The organism is Natrinema saccharevitans (assembly GCF_001953745.1).
GTDB lineage: Archaea > Halobacteriota > Halobacteria > Halobacteriales > Natrialbaceae > Natrinema > Natrinema saccharevitans.
The window spans coordinates 872,313-887,572 of sequence record NZ_LWLN01000001.1 but is presented as its reverse complement, the minus strand read 5'-3'; the positions used below and the strand labels follow the sequence as shown (position 1 = coordinate 887,572).

The following is a 15,260-nucleotide window of genomic DNA, read 5'->3' as shown; positions in this document are numbered from 1 at the left end:
GGTCCACCGTCAGTCGTTGCAGGTGGAACCGCCGACCGCCCTGCGGTCTCACCGGGACAGCGGGGCGGGAACCCGTATGAGTCGGTACGGTCCGCGGATCGCCGCGCTCGCACGCCGGGCCGAGCGCGAGCGGGCGGCGTTCGACGGGATCGACCGTTCGCCGACGGCGTCGAACGGCCCCCCGGCCCCCAGCGACGCCGACGCGTACCTCAGAGACGGCGTGGGCCCGGCCGTCTGGCTCTACGTCGAGGGCCGGACCGGCGGCCGCACGGTCCCGTTCACCGAGGCCGAACTGGCCGCCCTCGAGACCGCGATGAACCGCTGGCTCGAGTGTTACACGCGCTGTCACGGCGTCGATATCGAGGCGTCGTTTACCGTCCGTGAGGCGGCGGAACTGCTGCTCGAGACGCGAAACGTCGTCGACACGGCCCAGTTGCTGACCCGCGTTCCGGAGCGCGACCGGGCGTCGGCGCCGACCGGGTAGCGACCCGGGCCGGCGCCGCCGGACGGGAGAACATGAGAGATGCCCACAAATCTCACGGAAGCCGACTCGTACTTGAGTCCCACGCAGTAGACGGGTATTCGACTATTCCCGTTGAGCGCAAAGTCAACCCGATGGCACGAGACGATCGGTTATCCCGACGACGGGTGCTTCAGTTGACAGGTGTCGCGGCTTCGACGGCAGTCGTTGCGGGCTGTGGTGGCGGTGGCAACGGTAACGGCGGTAACGGCAACGGTGGTAACGGCGGCGGTGGGGGCGAGACGATCGATCCCGGCGCACAGATCGAGTTCGACGGGCAGACGCCCGGCTGGGTCGGCATCGCCCCCGACGCGATCGCGGACGAGGAGAACCCGACGCTCGTCCTTCAGGAGGGAGAAACCTACGAGATCGGCTGGACGACCGGCGACGGCGCCGAACACAACATCGCGATCTACGACGAGAACGACGAGGTCGTCGACGACCTCGTGACCGAGCGGGTCACCGAACCCGGTGACGGTCAGTGGCTGGAGTTCGAGGCCAGCAGCGAGATGGTCACGTACATCTGCGAGGTCCACCCGACGACGATGGTCGCCGACATTCAGGTCGAAAGCGGCGGCGGTGGCGGTAACGGCGGGGCCGACGACGAGACCGAGGACAACGAAACGGACGGCAACGAGTCGATGGACAACGAGACCGAGGACAACGAAACGGACGGCAACGAGTCGATGGACAACGAGACCGAGGACAACGAAACGGACGGCAACGAGTCGATGGACAACGAGACCGAGGACAACGAGTCCGAGTAACTCGGTTCTCGATCGGGGCGTTCAGTAGATGAGTTCGTCGTCGTTCTCGACCATGTACAGCGTCCGCGCAGCGATGTTGACCGTGTGGTCGCCGACCCGCTCGAGGTCGCGGATCGTCAGCAGGAGTCGGGAGACGTCCTGGAGGATGCGCTCGACTTCGTCGGTCGAGTCGAGTTCGCGCTCGATGAGGTCGCGGACGACGATCTTGCTCGCCCGTTCGGCGAACTCGTCGAGTTCGTCGTCGCGGCCGGCGAGTTCCCGACAGCGGTCGGTGTCTTCGGTGTCGTAGGCCATCATCGCGTCCTCGAGCATGTCGAGGGTCAGTTCGCCCATCTCCTGAACGTCGACGTCGGGGAACAGGTCCTGTTCGGCGTCCATGGTGTACTCGCCGAGGTTCGTCGCCAGATCGGCGATCCGTTCCAAGTCGGTGATGATCTTGAACGAGGCGGCGATAAAGCGGAGGTCGCTCGCAACCGGCTGCTGAAGTGCGAGCAAGTCGATACAGTCCTGCTCTAGGTCGAGGTACATCCGATTGATCTCGCCGTCACCTTCGATTACTTCCCGAGCGAGGTCCTCGTCTTTCTGTTCTAACGCGTCCAGTCCCATGCGAAGTCGCTCCATGACGACTTCGCTCATGTAGAGGACGTCCTCACGGAGTTCCGTGAGCTTCTCCTGGTAGGATTGCCTGGCCATAGTAGTCAAAGCCCGTCCGTGCTTCATAAATACTGTGTGCGAGGTGCCGCCACGGGTCAGTGGTTGCCGGCCACGAACGGGCACTGCGACCGTTGCTATCGGGTCGGCAATCGTGGACGTGTTACCGGAGCCGCTCGAGCGGTGTCGCCGGGGAGCGAAGCAGTTCCGGGCGTCGGACGGCGTATTTCATCGCGAGCAAGCCGCCGAGGACGACGGTGACTGCGACGGCCGAAACGGTGGCGTTCAGGAGTAGCCAGTCGACCGACGTGCCGTACACCGTGTCGTCGACGGGGGTGAGCAGGTAGACGCCGCCGCTGACGAGATCGAGCGCGATGTGCGAGCCGACGCCGAGGACGGCGGCCCGCCAGGGACCGACGGCCGAGCAGAGTCCGATCAGGACGAGACCGCCGAGCAGCGAGTGGGTCAGCGCCCGATGACTCCACAGCGCGCCGTCGACGGAGCCGAGTTCGACCAGCGGCCGAAAGAGGAACGTGTCCGCGTCGGGGGCGGCAGCGGCGAGCGCGGCCACGAGGTAGGGGGCCGCGCGCCGGGACCGGACGACTATAGTAGCTCTTGAAAGTCAATGCACACCCGATCGCAGGACAGCGTTGTGATCGGTGTGTGAATCGTTTCAAGAGCTACTATAGCGCGACCAGCGCCAAACTGCACGGATGTGGACCCCGGTTGCGACCATTCCGCTCGGGACACACGTCGTGTGAGACAATAAGTAGCGTTCTCAGTGCGGAGTACACATTCCCTCGTCCGACGGTGTGTTTCGGCAGGATTACTCACTCGAGTGAGAACGACGATGTCGTGGCGAACGGGTCGTGCGTGCGCGAAACGCCGGCGGCCGACCGGTGACGCCGGCTACCCGAACTTACCGGTGATGTAGTCCTCGACGCGGTCGTGTTCGGGATTCTCGAAGATCTTCTCGGTATCGTCGAACTCGACGAGTTCGCCGCCGGTCAGGAAGACCGCGGTCTTGTCGGAGATGCGGGCGGCCTGCTGCATGTTGTGGGTGACGATGACGACCGTGTACTCCTCGGCGAGGTCCTCGATGAGGTCCTCGATCTTCGAGGTCGCGACCGGGTCCAGCGCCGAGGCCGGCTCGTCCATCAGGATCACGTCCGGGTCCGGCGCGATCGCCCGCGCGATACACAGCCGCTGTTGCTGACCGCCCGAGAGGTCCAGCCCGCTCGAGTCCAACTGGTCTTTCACTTCGTCCCAGAGCGCGGCCCGGCGGAGGGCGTTCTCGACGATCTCGTCGTAATCGCCGTCGACGCCCTGTACGTCCAGCCCGTAGGTGACGTTGTCGTAGATGCTCTTCGGGAACGGGTTCGGGGACTGGAACACCATCCCGATCTTCCGTCGGAGCACGACCGGATCGACATCGTCGTCGTAGACGTTCTTCCCCTCGAAGCGCAACTCGCCCTCGACGCGCGCGGCGTCGACGAGGTCGTTCATCCGGTTGATGCAGCGGAGGAACGTCGATTTCCCACAGCCGGAGGGACCGATGATCGCCGTGACCTGTTCGGCCGGAATCTCGATGTCGACCGACTGGAGCGCCTGAACGTCGTCGTAGAAGACGTCGAGGTCTCGGGATCCGATCACGGTCCGACTCTCGCCCTCGTCCCCGGACGGACCCGTACTATCGCCGACGTCGATCGACGAATCGACGAGGGGCTCGGTCGTCGGATCGGACCCCTCGAGGTCGTTGCTTGCGAGGCTCTCTTGCCCCCCGTCGGTCGCTTGGTTATCGGTACGGCTGTCCGGGTCGGTCATTTGATCTCGTGTCATGAGTCAGCCTCGGCGTTGATACTTGTTACGGATGATGATGGCAGCACCGTTCATCAGCAGAAGCACGACCAGCAGCGTCATGACGCCGGCCGCGAGGACGCCGTGCTGGAACGCGGGGTCGATCTCGCTCGACCAGGTGTAGATCTGTCGCGGCATCGCGCTGAACTTGTTGGTGAAGGAACTCGGTGCGATCCGAACGACCGCCGGTGCGCCGATGATCAGCAGCGGTGCCGTCTCACCGATCGCACGTCCCATGGCGAGGATGTTTCCGGTCATGATGCCGGGTAACGCTTCCGGGAGGACGACGTTCCGGACGGTCTGCCACCTGGTCGCTCCCATCCCGTAGGAGGCCTGTCGCATCGAGTCCGGGACGGCGCTGATCGCCTCCTGCGAGGAGATGATGACGATCGGGAGGATCAGCAGGCCGACGGTGAAGCCGCCAACGAGCGCGGTTCCCGACCCGAGCCCGCCTTGCCGAATGAAAAGCGCCAGCCCGAGTACACCGTAGACGACCGACGGAACGCCGGCGAGGTTCCCGATGTTGACCTCGATTAGATCGACGACGCGACCCCAGCGTCCCCGGTCGGGGGCGTACTCCTCGAGATAGACCGCGGCGCCGACGCCGACGGGAAACGCGGAGACGACGATGACCAGCAACATCATCACGGAGCCGACGAGCGGTGGATAGAAGCCGGCGTCTTCGGGCGTTCGAGACGGTGGACTCGTCAGAAAGCCCCAGTCGAGCCACGAGTTCGGTCCGGCGAACCCGAGCGCGTCCGTGAGAAGGACGCCGGCGACGATGCCACCGGCGACGAGGACCGGGAACGCGAGTCCGGCCGTGCCGGCTCCGCGGCGGACGACGCTTTCGATGTAGAGGGCGGTCGGGACGCCAGTGACGACGACCAGCAGCATCCAGACGAACGGACTGAGACCGACGACCGGGGCGACTCCCAGCCCGGCCGCCGCGGCGACCGCCGTCAGAACCGCGGCGATAGCCCCGTCACGGTTGCTCTCGCGTTGTCTGCGGACGAACCAGCCGACAGCCAGCGCGATCGGGACGACGAACGAGCCCAACAGCGCGAGCGACTCGGTCGGCAGCATCGGCAACGAAAGGATAAGGTCGGGGATTAGAAGGAGCGCTGCGGCCGGAACCGCGACCAGAACGATGAGTCGCTCGAGGTCGGCCGCCGCCCGAACGCGACTGTGCGCGGCGATGATCGCGCCGGAAACGATGAGCGCGACGAGGATCGAGAGCCACTGATAGACGCTGACGACGTGTTCGAGCGTGATGAACATCCCGCCGGTGAGCAGGAGCGAAACGACCGGCAGTCCGAGCGCGATCGCTGCGGTTTCACCGGCCCGCGTATCGCGGGTATAGTAGTAGACCGTCGCCCCGAGGGTCGGAAGCAGAAGCGTCGCAGCGAAGGTCAGCAGCCAGCCTGGGTCGGCCGAAAGCGGCTTGAAGGCGTCGTTTGCCACGTACAGGAGCAGCACGAAGACGGCCAGTAAGGCAAGCAGCGTCGCACCGAGACAGAGCGACTTGAACGCCTTGCCCCGGACGCGGCTGACAGCCTCGTCGGTTCCGTACCAGTCCGCCGTGTGCTGGTCGGTCGCCATTATCGATTCACCCCGTTCGTCTCGCCGGTAGCAGTCATTTGTATTCCTCCTCGTAACGCGCTGCGACGTAGTCGCTTGCGAGATTCATGGCGAACGTGATCACGAACAGCGTCAGCCCGAGCGCGAACATGCTCAGATACGTCGCCGAACCGCCGGTCGCGTCGCTCGTCACGGCGTTTACCATCCCCGCCGTCATCGGCTGGCCCGAGTTGAGCAGGTTGTTCAGCGGGTTCGAGAAATCGAACATCCGCGGCCGCAGGCCGGCGGCCATGACGACGATCATGGTTTCGCCGATCGCTCGCGAGAGCGCGAGGATGAACGACGAGAAGATCCCCGATATCGCCGCCGGGATCACGATCCCGGTCGAAACCTCGTACTTCGTCGCGCCCATCCCGTAGCCGGCCTGTCGGAGCGAGTCAGGGACGGAACTCATCGCGTCCTCGGACAGCGACGACACCATCGGAATGATCATGATCCCGACCATAATCGACGCACTCAACAGGTTGAACGTCCCGACAGGGATCCCGATCGTCTGCAGCGCGGGCGTCAAATAGACCAGCGCCAAGTAGCCGTAAACGACCGTCGGAATGCCGGCGAGTACCTCCAGTGCGGGCTTCAGGACCGACCGCATCCGTTCGCTCGCGTACTCGCTGAGGTAGACGGCGGCCGCGACGCCGGTCGGCACCGAAATGAGCGCCGAGACGACGGTGATAATCAACGTCGAAGTGACGAGCGGCCAGACGCCGAACGTCCCCCCGTCGGACCGGGCGACCCACTCTGTTCCGGTGAAAAAGGCGATCGGTGAGACTTCACTGAAAAACGTGATCGCGTCGGCCGCGAGCGTGACGATGATACTCACGGTGACGAAAACGGTCAACGCAGCACAGCCGAACAGCAGCCACTTGTAGATGCGCTCTTTGACGACTTGGCTCGACGACGACCGCGTCAGATCGACGTCTATCGATCGCTCACTCATCGTTGGGGCGTAGTTGGACTGCCATCGTGAATGGTTCGGTTCGGCGGGATCAGTTCACTGCGTCCTCGAGTTTCTCGAGGTTCGACTCGACCTGATCTTCGCTCGCGGGGACGTAGCCGACGTCGGTGACGGTGTCGGTCGAGGACTGTTCGAGATAGTATTCGACGAAGTCGTAGACGACATCTCGCTGAAGCGACTCCTGACTGGCGTAGATGTACAGCGGCCGCGCCATCGGGTATTCGTCCGACTGCGCCGCATCGAGGTCCGGCGCAGTACACTCACCGTCTTCGCTCTCTCTGATCTCGAGCGCCTTGAGGTCGTCCTCGTTTTCCCGATAGTACGCGTAGCCGAAGTAGCCGATGGCGTTTTCCGTCGTGGAGATGCCCTGAATGAGTTCGTTATCGTTTTCGGTGTTCTCGTATTGCTCGACGTGACTACCGGCGTCCCCGATGACGTTCTCGTTGAACCAGTCGAACGTCCCGGAGGTGGTCGCCGGCCCGAAGCGTTCGATCTCTTCATCGGGCCAGTCGGAGTTGACTTCGGCCCACGTCTCCGCGCCGTCTTGCATCCAGAGCTGGGCGAGTTCGTCGTAGCTGACGCAGTCGACCGGCGAGTCGTTGTGGACGGCAACGGTAAGTGCGTCCGCACCGATCTGGAACTGGATCGGTTCGACCTCGCTGTCGCTGCAGTCTTGTTCCTCGGCGTCCTGAATCCGACGCGACGCGCCGTTGATATCGGAATCGCCCGGGCAGAAGTTGTTACTGAACCCGCCACCGGTCCCGGTCGGGTCGGTAGTGACGTTCACGCCGTCGTTTTCCGCCATGAAGTCTTCGGCCATCCTGTCGGAAACCGGATGGACCGTACTGCTTCCCGTAACGACGACTCGCTCGTTGCCCCCGTTATCGGTGTTTTCGGTACAGCCGGCGACCGCAAGGGCGCCCGCCGTACTCGTGGCGGCGAGGAACGTTCGTCGAGAAAGCGATCGACCCGTACGGTCCGTCTGGGAATCAGTCATCACCTGGATCTTCGACCGTATATAGAAATACGATGCTATGTTAGCTATATAGATCTACATACTTGGACATAGCGAGGAAGAGGCCGACCGGGAAACCAATAACGCTTTCGACAATGGTTCTAGCGCCGTATTTCTGCGGCATCGAAATTACTGATAGACACGTAGTTGTATATACTCGTCTATAGGACATTGGGACTATAGATCCCGTAGAACTATAGTGTCGATCGAGTTCACCGACCGCTCGCCGACCAGGGGACTGAGACGAGACGGTCGTCGCACGAAGAAGCGATGCTGGCCGGACGGCCGCTCGAGAAACGTCGGGTGGCTTCCCCGAAGATCGACGGCGACCGCTCTTTTCCGCGTCGGCACCGATCGTGTCGATCGACGCCGAACCGCTCCCCGACGATCTCGTCGAGTCGCCTCGAGGCTGGTTCGACACGCGCATCGTCGGTCTCGCCCCGAGACGGTCGGCGAGCCCGGTCAGTCCGGTGCCGCCGGTCGCCGCGATGAACGTCCGTTGCGATATCCTCCCGCGAATTAGTTCGAGTTGGGTGGATCGCATCGCCTGAACGAGCCCGCAGCGGAAGAAACAGGACGCGATGTGACGTGTACCTCGGTCAATAGCCGTAGATACGACCTCACGCGAGCAGCGATGCGTCGCTCTCGAGGGCGTACAGCGTTCGAGCGGCGACGTTGACCGCGTGGTCGCCGACGCGTTCGATGTCGCGGACGATCACGAGGGTTCGCGAGACGTCGGCGAGAAGAGGCCCGAGTGAGCGGCGGTCGATCTCGGCTCCGAGCGATCGGTCCCCGACGCGCCCGTCGGCGTCGAGCCGCAACTCGATGAGCCGTCGGCCGACGCGCTCGGTCACCGCCTCACAGCGCCGGTCGAGTTCGTCGTCGCGGTCGGCGACCGCCCGGCAGGCCGCCGGATCCTCGTCGAAAAACGCCTCGATCGCGGCCTCGAGTTGCTCGAGCGCCAGCGCGGCGATGCGCTCGAAGTCCACGTCCGGGAGCGTCGGGTCCGAGACGGTCGCGTCGCGCGTGTACTCGGCCAGATTGGTCGCCAGATCGCCCACCCGCTCGAGGTCGGTGACGATCTTGAACGCAGCGACGACGATCCGGAGGTCGCCGGCGACGGGCTGGTACAGCGCCAGCAGGTCGAGACACTCGCGTTCGATCTCGAGAGACCGGTCGTTGACCACGCGGTCCCGCGCGATGACGTCGCTCGCGAGGTCCCGGTCTCCGGTAAACAGCGCGGAGCAGCCGTCGGCGAACTGTTCGCGGACGAGATCGCCCATGGCGACGACCGTCTCGCGGAGCCGCTCGAGTCGATACCGATAGTCCTCGCGGGTCATCACCCGAACTTGCCGGTCACGTAGTCCTCGACGCGTTGACTCTCGGGGTTCTCGAAGATCTTGTCGGTGTCGTCGAACTCGACGAGTTCGCCGCCGGTCAGGAAGACCGCCGTCTGGTCGGAGATACGGGCGGCCTGTTGCATGTTGTGCGTGACGACGACGACCGTGTACTCCTCGGCCAGTTCCTCGATCAGGTCCTCGATCTTCGCGGTCGCGATCGGGTCCAGCGCCGAGGCCGGCTCGTCCATCAGGATCACGTCGGGGTCGACGGCGAGACACCGCGCGATACAGAGGCGCTGTTGCTGGCCGCCGGAGAGGCCCAGGGCGTTGTCGTCGAGCCGGTCGTTTACCTCCTCCCAGAGCGCCGCCTGTTTGAGACAGCGCTCGACGAGTTCACGCTCTCGCTCGCTCGAGTCGTCGCCGAGCAATCGGGCGACCAGTCCCGTTTCGATCTCGCCGTGTTTCCGCGGCCCGTAGGAGATGTTGTCCCGAATCGATTTCGGGAACGGGTTCGGCGACTGGAATACCATTCCGACGCGTTTCCGGAGTTCGACGAGGTTGACGTCGTCCTGGTAGATCTCCTCCCCCTCGAGTTCGACGGAGCCGTCGACGCGGGCGCTCTTGATTCGGTCGTTCATTCGATTGAGACACCGAAGGAACGTCGATTTCCCGCAGCCAGACGGACCGATCAGCGCGGTGACGCTGTTCTCGGGAATGTCCATCGTGATCCCGCGGAGGGCCTGTTCGTCCCCGTAGTAGACGTCGAGGTCCTCGACCGAGAGCTTCGGTTCCCCGTCGAGTTCGTAGTCGGTCCACTCGTCCCGCGTCTTCTCGCTGGATTCGCCGACCGTCGTTCGCGTGGCGCTGTCGGTCGTCTGGCGGTTCGATTCTGCCGGTCGCTGTGATTCGTTCGTGGTATTACTCATGCCTGAAGCTTCTTCCGGAAGTACATCCGCGTCGCGATGCCGATCACGTAGAACGAGAGGACCACGAGCAGGAGGACGAACGCGGTCGCCCATCCGTACCCGGGATCGTCGCCGACGACGCCGGTCGTGATCGCGCCGTACAGCTGGTAGGGGAGCGCACTCGAGCCGCTGAGCAACGCCTCGTTCGTGATGAACGGCGGCGTCGCGGTGAACTCGAACGAACCGAGGACGGCCGGTGCGAACTTCCGCTGGGGGTTGTCGGCGGTGACGATCAGTATCGGGGCCGTCTCGCCGGCGATGCGACCGATGCCGATAATGACGCCGGTGACGATGCCGGGCATCGCCGAGGGGATGGTGACGTCTTTGATCGTCTCCCACTTGGAGACGCCCAGCGCCGCGCTGGCGTCGCGGTACTCGTCGGGAACGCTCTTGATCGCCTCGCGACTCGTGATCACGACGAGCGGAAGGAGCATGAATCCGAGGACGATCATCCCGGCCAACAGGCTCGTGTTGTTCCCGAATCTGGGCACGAGGAAGGCGTAGCCGAACAGGCCGAAGACGACGCTGGGGGTGCTCCAGAGGCCGTTCGTCGCGATCTCGAGGACGGACGTGAACCGACCCTGTTCCGCGTACTCGGTCAGGAACACCGCCGCGCCGACCCCGATCGGAACCGCCAGCACGACGGCACCGACGACGAGCCAGAACGTGCCGACGATCGCCGGGAAGATGCCCTTCGTCCCGACGTACGCGTCGTACCCGTTCATCACGAAGGGCCAGTGGAAGTGCAGGCCGGGCCCGATCTCGATCCCTTCGACGGCGTACCCGAACCCGTTCTTGACGATGAACGCGATCAACAGGACCAACACCAGCATGATGAGCGCGGCGTTGGTCCCGACCAGGAAGAACGCGCCGGCTTGCCGGCCGACGGCTCCGAATCCGCGGAACGCGTTGGCACCGGCCCACCCACCGACGAAGGTCGCGAGGATCGTCAACAGCGGAACGAAGACCGTACCGAGGAACGTCACGCCGAACCCCTCCGGGCTGTACGTCCAGCTCGGATCGATCACGTCGAGCAGGAACAGCCCGGCGATCAGCAACGAGAACAGACCCGACGGGACGGTCACGCCGAGGTCCTCGCGTGCGTACAGAACCAGACCCGCGACGAGGAGGCCGACCACGGACGCGGGAAGTGCCCAGAAGACGCCGCCGAGCCCGAACGTCTGCGACGCGGCCAGGCCGATCGCGCTGAAGGCGACGAAGCCGAAGCCGGCCGAGACGCCGACGCCGACCGACCGATCCGGCGTCGTCTCGACCAGCTCGAGTCGGGACGCCGCGCCGGTCGCCAGAAGACAGGCGCCGGAGGCGACCAGCAACGCGGTGAACACCGTCTCGAGGGCGAGCCCGAAGAGCGGCGACTCGAAGCCGAGCCATCCGACCAGCGTCCCGCTACCGACGACGAACGCGACCAGAAACAGCGCGATCGGGACGAGCGAGAGTCCCGTCAGCGCCGGGGAGTGATCCACGGTCAACGCGTTCCGTGAGTGGTACCGAAGCGAACGTTCGCTCATACGTCACCTCCGAGATTCTGCTTCATACGCTCTTCAATGAACTGGGCAGTGATGCTCAACGCCATGACGGTGATGAACAGGATCACGCCGGCCGCGAACAACGCCTCCCTGTGAAGGCCGTGGGAGTTCCCGTACTGGCTGGCGATGAGACTGGTCAGTGTAACCGTGTTCCCGAAGACGTTGTACAGCGGCTCCGGTAGCTGCATGACGTTTCCGAGGATGACGGTCGCTGCCATCGTCTCACCGACCGCTCGACCGACGCCGAGCAGCACCGCGGCGGAAACCCCTGAAAAGGACGCGGGAAGCGTGACGCTCTTTATCGTCTGCCACTCCGTCGCGCCGATCGCGGCCGCGCCGTCTTTCATGTGGTCGGGGACGCTCGCGACCGCGTCTTCGGCGACCGAAGCGACCGTCGGCAACGCCATCAGTCCGACGACGATGCCGACGACGATGATGCTCCCGATCGAGTTGAGGCCGAAGTTGTCCATCATGTAGCCGTTGATGATGGTAAAGCCGATGAACCCGTACACGATCGACGGAATCCCGGCGAGCGTTTCGACGGCCGGCTTCATGAGTTCGTGGGCCCACGACGGGGCGATCTCGCTGATGAAGATCGCCGACGCGATACCGAGCGGGGCGGCGACGATCGTGGCCAGAATCGTCGTGAGGACGGTCCCCCAGATAGCGGGGTACAGCGAATACCTGTCATCTGCCCGGCTCCAGTAGTCCCCGTCGGCGTAGAGGATGTCGAGTCCCATGTGTTCGAACGCGGGAGCCGAACGGTAGAACAGGAAGGCGATGATGAGGACGAGAACGAGCGCCGTCGAAACGGTCGCCAGGAACATCAGCCCCTTGGCCGTCCGTTCCTGGTAGGCGAACCAGCCGTATCCGACGATCGCGAGAAACGCAATGACGAAAACCCCGGTGAGCCACGGCGCTACGAGAAACGTCACCAACGAGCCCGCGAGCGAAGCGCCGGCGAGGAGATGCAGGTTCGATCCCAACCGGTCTTCGGTGCCCTGGTCGGTCTCCGACTGGTTCACTGTCTGTAATATATCGCTCATTTATAATGAAACGGTGTTGATCGATCGGCTGCGCAGCTTAGTTACTCGGCTCGGGAAGTTTACCCAGTTCCTCCTCCCGACGCTCGTCCGTCAGCGGGAGGTAGTCGGCCGGTTCGACGAAATTCTGCTGTCCGTAGGGGTGCAGGATCATGCGGATGAACGCGGCTTCCTTCTCCGACGTGTCCTCCCAGGTGTAACAGTGCAGGTCGCGAGCGAGCGGATAGCCGGGATCGGCCATCTTCTCGCGCGTGTACTCGGTGCCGTCGATCACGAGGTTGACCATCGGCGCCTGATCCGAAATGAACGCGAGGCCCGCGTAGGCGATGGCGTTGTCCGACTGTTCGAGGGTCGTCTGGACCTGCTGGTTCTCGCCCCTGCGCGCGTCGACTTCCATCTCGGCGTCGGGGTCGCCGAGGACGTTGTTCCGGAACGACGTGTCCGTACCGGAGCCCTCGGCGCGACCGATGACCTGGATTTCCTGTGAGCCCCCTTCGTAGGCTTCGACCTCGTCCCAGTTCGAAATTTCGCCCGTATAGATTGCCTGAATCTCTTCGAGCGTGATCTTGTCGAGGCCGGCGTCCTTAATCGCCTTACTCACCATGATCGGCTGGGCGTCGACGCCGACGACGTGGTCGACGAACGGCTCGAGATCGCTCTCGCTCCGGTCGGGGAACTCCGCGGAGACGGGAGCGCTCGCGTCACCGATATCGACCTGTCCCTCCTCGAGTTTCTGCAGTCCGACGCCGGTGTGGTTCAGTCCGATCGACGTCTCGAACGGCGGCCTGCCGCCGTCGTTCGCCTCGAAGCCGTAGAGGCCGGCCCAGTAGTCCGCGAGGTTTTCGTCGGTGTCGATATCGTACTGACTCGGACCCCAGTACTCCTCGTCGTCGGCCGGCGGGTTCGAGTTCCACAGCGAGCCGGCCTTGCTCGTGATCGGATAAACGGTCGACGAACCGTCGGCCGATAGCGATTCCGTATCGCTCCCTTCGCTACCGCTCCCGATGCATCCGGCGACCGCCGCCATCCCTGCGACACCGGTTCCAGCGATAAACTTCCGTCGCGATACTGTGTCGCGTCCGAACTGGTTGTCTGCCATCACGTGTGTGATTCGAGACGGTATAAAAAAGGGATGCTATGAACCATATATACCCGTCAGTGAACACAGATCTCTATATAGAACTATTTCGCCGCTCGTGACGGCGTCGGGATCCGGTACAGTGGGGCGACGGCCCGAAACCGACTCGAGCGAGTCAGCATCGACCGCTCGAGGGCCGATCTCCGGTTCGGACGCTCGCGGTGTCGATACCGACAGTGACAACGGCGCTTCGTGGCAGGGTCCGTGGCCGGCGTTCGCCACCGCTGTTCCGCCGTCGCGAGACGACACGCTCTCCCCGTCTAGACGCTCGTCTACCGGCGCGGGCAGTAGCGGGACTCGGTGACGATCCGAACGACGTCTCCTAAAACTATATACTGCTATTGTCTGTCCCCTCACGAACAGCTCCACACGTATCGTTCTCTTCCGTAATCGGACCGAAACGGCCCTGAGAAGCTCCTCACAAGATTACCGGACGGCTCTCTATAGACACACGCATATTTATACTCTCGCGGTCGAAATCGCGCTCTATGGAGACGCGAAAGGTCCAGGTGACCGGCGGCTCGACGTACACCGTCTCGTTGCCAAAGACGTGGGCAACCGACAACGACGTCAGCGCCGGAACGACCGTCGAGTTCTACCCCGAGGACGACGCGCTCTTGTTGACTCCCCAGAGCGACATCGAACGGCAGGAGGGGAGCCTCGACATCTCGAGTCTCGAGGGCGAGCGCCTGACCCGGGCCGTGATGACGATGTACGTCAGCGGCTTCGACATCATCAGGCTCGATGCCGGCCGGATCACGACCGACCAGCGGCGGGCGATCCGCGACGCCACTCAGGGGTTAGTCGGCGTCGAGGTCCTAGAGGAGACGACCGACAGCGTGGTCATTCAGGACTTGCTCGACTCCTCGGAACTCTCGATCGTCAACGCCGTCACCCGGATGCGGCTGATCGCCCAGTCGATGCTCGAGGACGCGGTCACGGCGCTGACCGAGAACGACGACGACATCGCCGAGGACGTGATCGAACGCGACGACGACGTCGACCGGCTCTGGCTGGTCGTCTCGCGGATCTTCCGGGCCACCCTGCGATCGCCAAAGGCCGCCGAAGAACTCGGCGTTCCGCGAGAGGACTGTTTCGACTTTCACTCCAGCGCCCGCCAACTCGAGCGCGTCGCCGACCACGCCGCCAAGATCAGCAACCTCGCGCTCAAGCTCGAGGAGATCCCGGAGCCGGTCGCCGACGGGCTCGAGGAGCTACGGACCGACGCCGCGACGGTGCTGGAGAAGTCGATGGACGCGCTGTTCGCCGACGAGACCGAGGAGGCCAACCGACTCGGTCACGACGCCCGCGAGGCGGTTCTCGAGATCGACGAACATACTAGACAGATCGACGACATGCTGCGGGATCTGGAGCCGGTCCAGGCCCAGTCGCTGGGGCTGATCGTCGACTCGCTGTCCCGAAGCGCCGACTACGGCGGGAACATCGCCGAGACGGCGCTGCAGAAGGCCGCCCCGCGGCCCTGATGAGACGCTCATACCGCGTGCGCTCGTTTCTCGAGGACGCCCTGAACGGTGCAGTGGTTTTGACGGGAGAGTCGGTGAGAAGAGAAGCGTCCTGCGACTGTGGCAACGGGGAGTCGCCACACCCTCCCCAGCCGATTTCTACTCACGGCGGCTCCGCCGCCGTTCGTATGGTTCGCGGGACCTGTGGTCCCGCGCTAACGCTCGCGCCTCCGGCACTCGCTCATCCACCGGAAGACGCTCCGCGTCTTCCGAGCCATTCGCTCACTACGTTCGCGAAGACCTCGCGCAGTGGTATCGACCGACCTCACTATCGTTCGGTCGGCCGACAGCGCGCGCCACC

At 64.0% G+C, this 15,260-nt stretch carries 14 protein-coding genes; 3 read left to right on the top strand and 11 right to left on the bottom strand.

What is annotated here, in order from left to right; genetic code table 11:
* Nucleotides 1-76 precede the first annotated feature (76 nt).
* Entirely contained in the window at nucleotides 77-484 is a 408-nt protein-coding gene (locus A6E15_RS04585) for a hypothetical protein (protein WP_076144150.1), read from the top strand.
* 164 nt (nucleotides 485-648) lie between these two features.
* Nucleotides 649-1,287, top strand: coding sequence for a cupredoxin domain-containing protein (locus tag A6E15_RS04580; protein WP_076148183.1), 639 nt, complete (start codon nucleotides 649-651; stop codon nucleotides 1,285-1,287).
* Between the two features lie 21 nt (nucleotides 1,288-1,308).
* Here A6E15_RS04580 and phoU read toward each other — a convergent pair whose 3' ends face one another.
* The 11 genes from phoU to A6E15_RS04520 form a co-directional block, all read right to left on the bottom strand.
* On the bottom strand, nucleotides 1,309-1,980 hold the full coding sequence (gene phoU, locus A6E15_RS04575) for a phosphate signaling complex protein PhoU (RefSeq protein ID WP_076144148.1): 672 nt from the start codon (nucleotides 1,978-1,980) through the stop codon (nucleotides 1,309-1,311).
* Between the two features lie 121 nt (nucleotides 1,981-2,101).
* Nucleotides 2,102-2,545, bottom strand: a complete 444-nt coding sequence (locus tag A6E15_RS04570; RefSeq protein WP_076144145.1) for a metal-dependent hydrolase — start codon at nucleotides 2,543-2,545, stop codon at nucleotides 2,102-2,104.
* 302 nt (nucleotides 2,546-2,847) lie between these two features.
* A complete protein-coding gene (gene pstB / locus A6E15_RS04565; protein ID WP_076144142.1) occupies nucleotides 2,848-3,777 on the bottom strand; it encodes a phosphate ABC transporter ATP-binding protein PstB in 930 nt (309 codons plus the stop codon).
* A gap of 3 nt (nucleotides 3,778-3,780) precedes the next feature.
* On the bottom strand, nucleotides 3,781-5,394 hold the full coding sequence (gene pstA / locus A6E15_RS04560) for a phosphate ABC transporter permease PstA (protein ID WP_076144140.1): 1,614 nt from the start codon (nucleotides 5,392-5,394) through the stop codon (nucleotides 3,781-3,783).
* Nucleotides 5,395-5,428: 34 nt separating this feature from the next.
* Nucleotides 5,429-6,370, bottom strand: coding sequence for a phosphate ABC transporter permease subunit PstC (gene pstC, locus A6E15_RS04555; RefSeq protein WP_076144138.1), 942 nt, complete (start codon nucleotides 6,368-6,370; stop codon nucleotides 5,429-5,431).
* A gap of 49 nt (nucleotides 6,371-6,419) precedes the next feature.
* Entirely contained in the window at nucleotides 6,420-7,385 is a 966-nt protein-coding gene (locus A6E15_RS04550) for a phosphate ABC transporter substrate-binding protein PstS family protein (RefSeq protein ID WP_076144136.1), read from the bottom strand.
* Nucleotides 7,386-8,023: 638 nt separating this feature from the next.
* Nucleotides 8,024-8,743 carry a phosphate signaling complex PhoU family protein gene (locus tag A6E15_RS04540; protein WP_076144131.1) on the bottom strand — a complete coding sequence of 240 codons (720 nt, stop codon included), beginning with the start codon at nucleotides 8,741-8,743 and terminating at the stop codon, nucleotides 8,024-8,026.
* The gene (gene pstB / locus A6E15_RS04535) at nucleotides 8,743-9,669 is read right to left on the bottom strand and encodes a phosphate ABC transporter ATP-binding protein PstB (protein ID WP_076144128.1); all 927 of its coding nucleotides are present in this window, start codon (nucleotides 9,667-9,669) and stop codon (nucleotides 8,743-8,745) included. The genes A6E15_RS04540 and pstB (A6E15_RS04535) overlap by 1 nt, the downstream gene beginning before the upstream one ends.
* Nucleotides 9,666-11,237, bottom strand: a complete 1,572-nt coding sequence (pstA, locus tag A6E15_RS04530) for a phosphate ABC transporter permease PstA (protein ID WP_076144126.1) — start codon at nucleotides 11,235-11,237, stop codon at nucleotides 9,666-9,668. Before pstA (A6E15_RS04530) ends, pstB (A6E15_RS04535) begins: the two co-directional genes overlap by 4 nt.
* The gene (pstC, locus tag A6E15_RS04525; protein ID WP_084177337.1) at nucleotides 11,234-12,301 is read right to left on the bottom strand and encodes a phosphate ABC transporter permease subunit PstC; all 1,068 of its coding nucleotides are present in this window, start codon (nucleotides 12,299-12,301) and stop codon (nucleotides 11,234-11,236) included. Before pstC (A6E15_RS04525) ends, pstA (A6E15_RS04530) begins: the two co-directional genes overlap by 4 nt.
* 37 nt (nucleotides 12,302-12,338) lie before the next feature.
* On the bottom strand, nucleotides 12,339-13,397 hold the full coding sequence (locus tag A6E15_RS04520) for a PstS family phosphate ABC transporter substrate-binding protein (RefSeq protein WP_076144121.1): 1,059 nt from the start codon (nucleotides 13,395-13,397) through the stop codon (nucleotides 12,339-12,341).
* 527 nt (nucleotides 13,398-13,924) lie between these two features.
* Here A6E15_RS04520 and A6E15_RS04515 point away from each other — a divergent pair.
* Nucleotides 13,925-14,920 carry a phosphate signaling complex PhoU family protein gene (locus A6E15_RS04515; RefSeq protein WP_076144119.1) on the top strand — a complete coding sequence of 332 codons (996 nt, stop codon included), beginning with the start codon at nucleotides 13,925-13,927 and terminating at the stop codon, nucleotides 14,918-14,920.
* Nucleotides 14,921-15,260 lie beyond the last annotated feature (340 nt).

What these genes read in the sequence shown, in the direction of transcription:
- A6E15_RS04585 (WP_076144150.1), top strand. Translation starts at nt 77, where the DNA reads ATGAGTCGGTACGGTCCGCGGATCGCCGCGCTCGCACGCCGGGCCGAG.
- phoU (WP_076144148.1), bottom strand. Translation starts at nt 1,980, where the DNA reads ATGGCCAGGCAATCCTACCAGGAGAAGCTCACGGAACTCCGTGAGGAC.
- pstB (WP_076144142.1), bottom strand. Translation starts at nt 3,777, where the DNA reads ATGACACGAGATCAAATGACCGACCCGGACAGCCGTACCGATAACCAA.
- pstA (WP_076144140.1), bottom strand. Translation starts at nt 5,394, where the DNA reads ATGGCGACCGACCAGCACACGGCGGACTGGTACGGAACCGACGAGGCT.
- pstC (WP_076144138.1), bottom strand. Translation starts at nt 6,370, where the DNA reads ATGAGTGAGCGATCGATAGACGTCGATCTGACGCGGTCGTCGTCGAGC.
- A6E15_RS04550 (WP_076144136.1), bottom strand. Translation starts at nt 7,385, where the DNA reads ATGACTGATTCCCAGACGGACCGTACGGGTCGATCGCTTTCTCGACGA.
- A6E15_RS04540 (WP_076144131.1), bottom strand. Translation starts at nt 8,743, where the DNA reads ATGACCCGCGAGGACTATCGGTATCGACTCGAGCGGCTCCGCGAGACG.
- pstB (WP_076144128.1), bottom strand. Translation starts at nt 9,669, where the DNA reads ATGAGTAATACCACGAACGAATCACAGCGACCGGCAGAATCGAACCGC.
- pstA (WP_076144126.1), bottom strand. Translation starts at nt 11,237, where the DNA reads ATGAGCGAACGTTCGCTTCGGTACCACTCACGGAACGCGTTGACCGTG.
- pstC (WP_084177337.1), bottom strand. Translation starts at nt 12,301, where the DNA reads ATGAGCGATATATTACAGACAGTGAACCAGTCGGAGACCGACCAGGGC.
- A6E15_RS04520 (WP_076144121.1), bottom strand. Translation starts at nt 13,397, where the DNA reads ATGGCAGACAACCAGTTCGGACGCGACACAGTATCGCGACGGAAGTTT.
- A6E15_RS04515 (WP_076144119.1), top strand. Translation starts at nt 13,925, where the DNA reads ATGGAGACGCGAAAGGTCCAGGTGACCGGCGGCTCGACGTACACCGTC.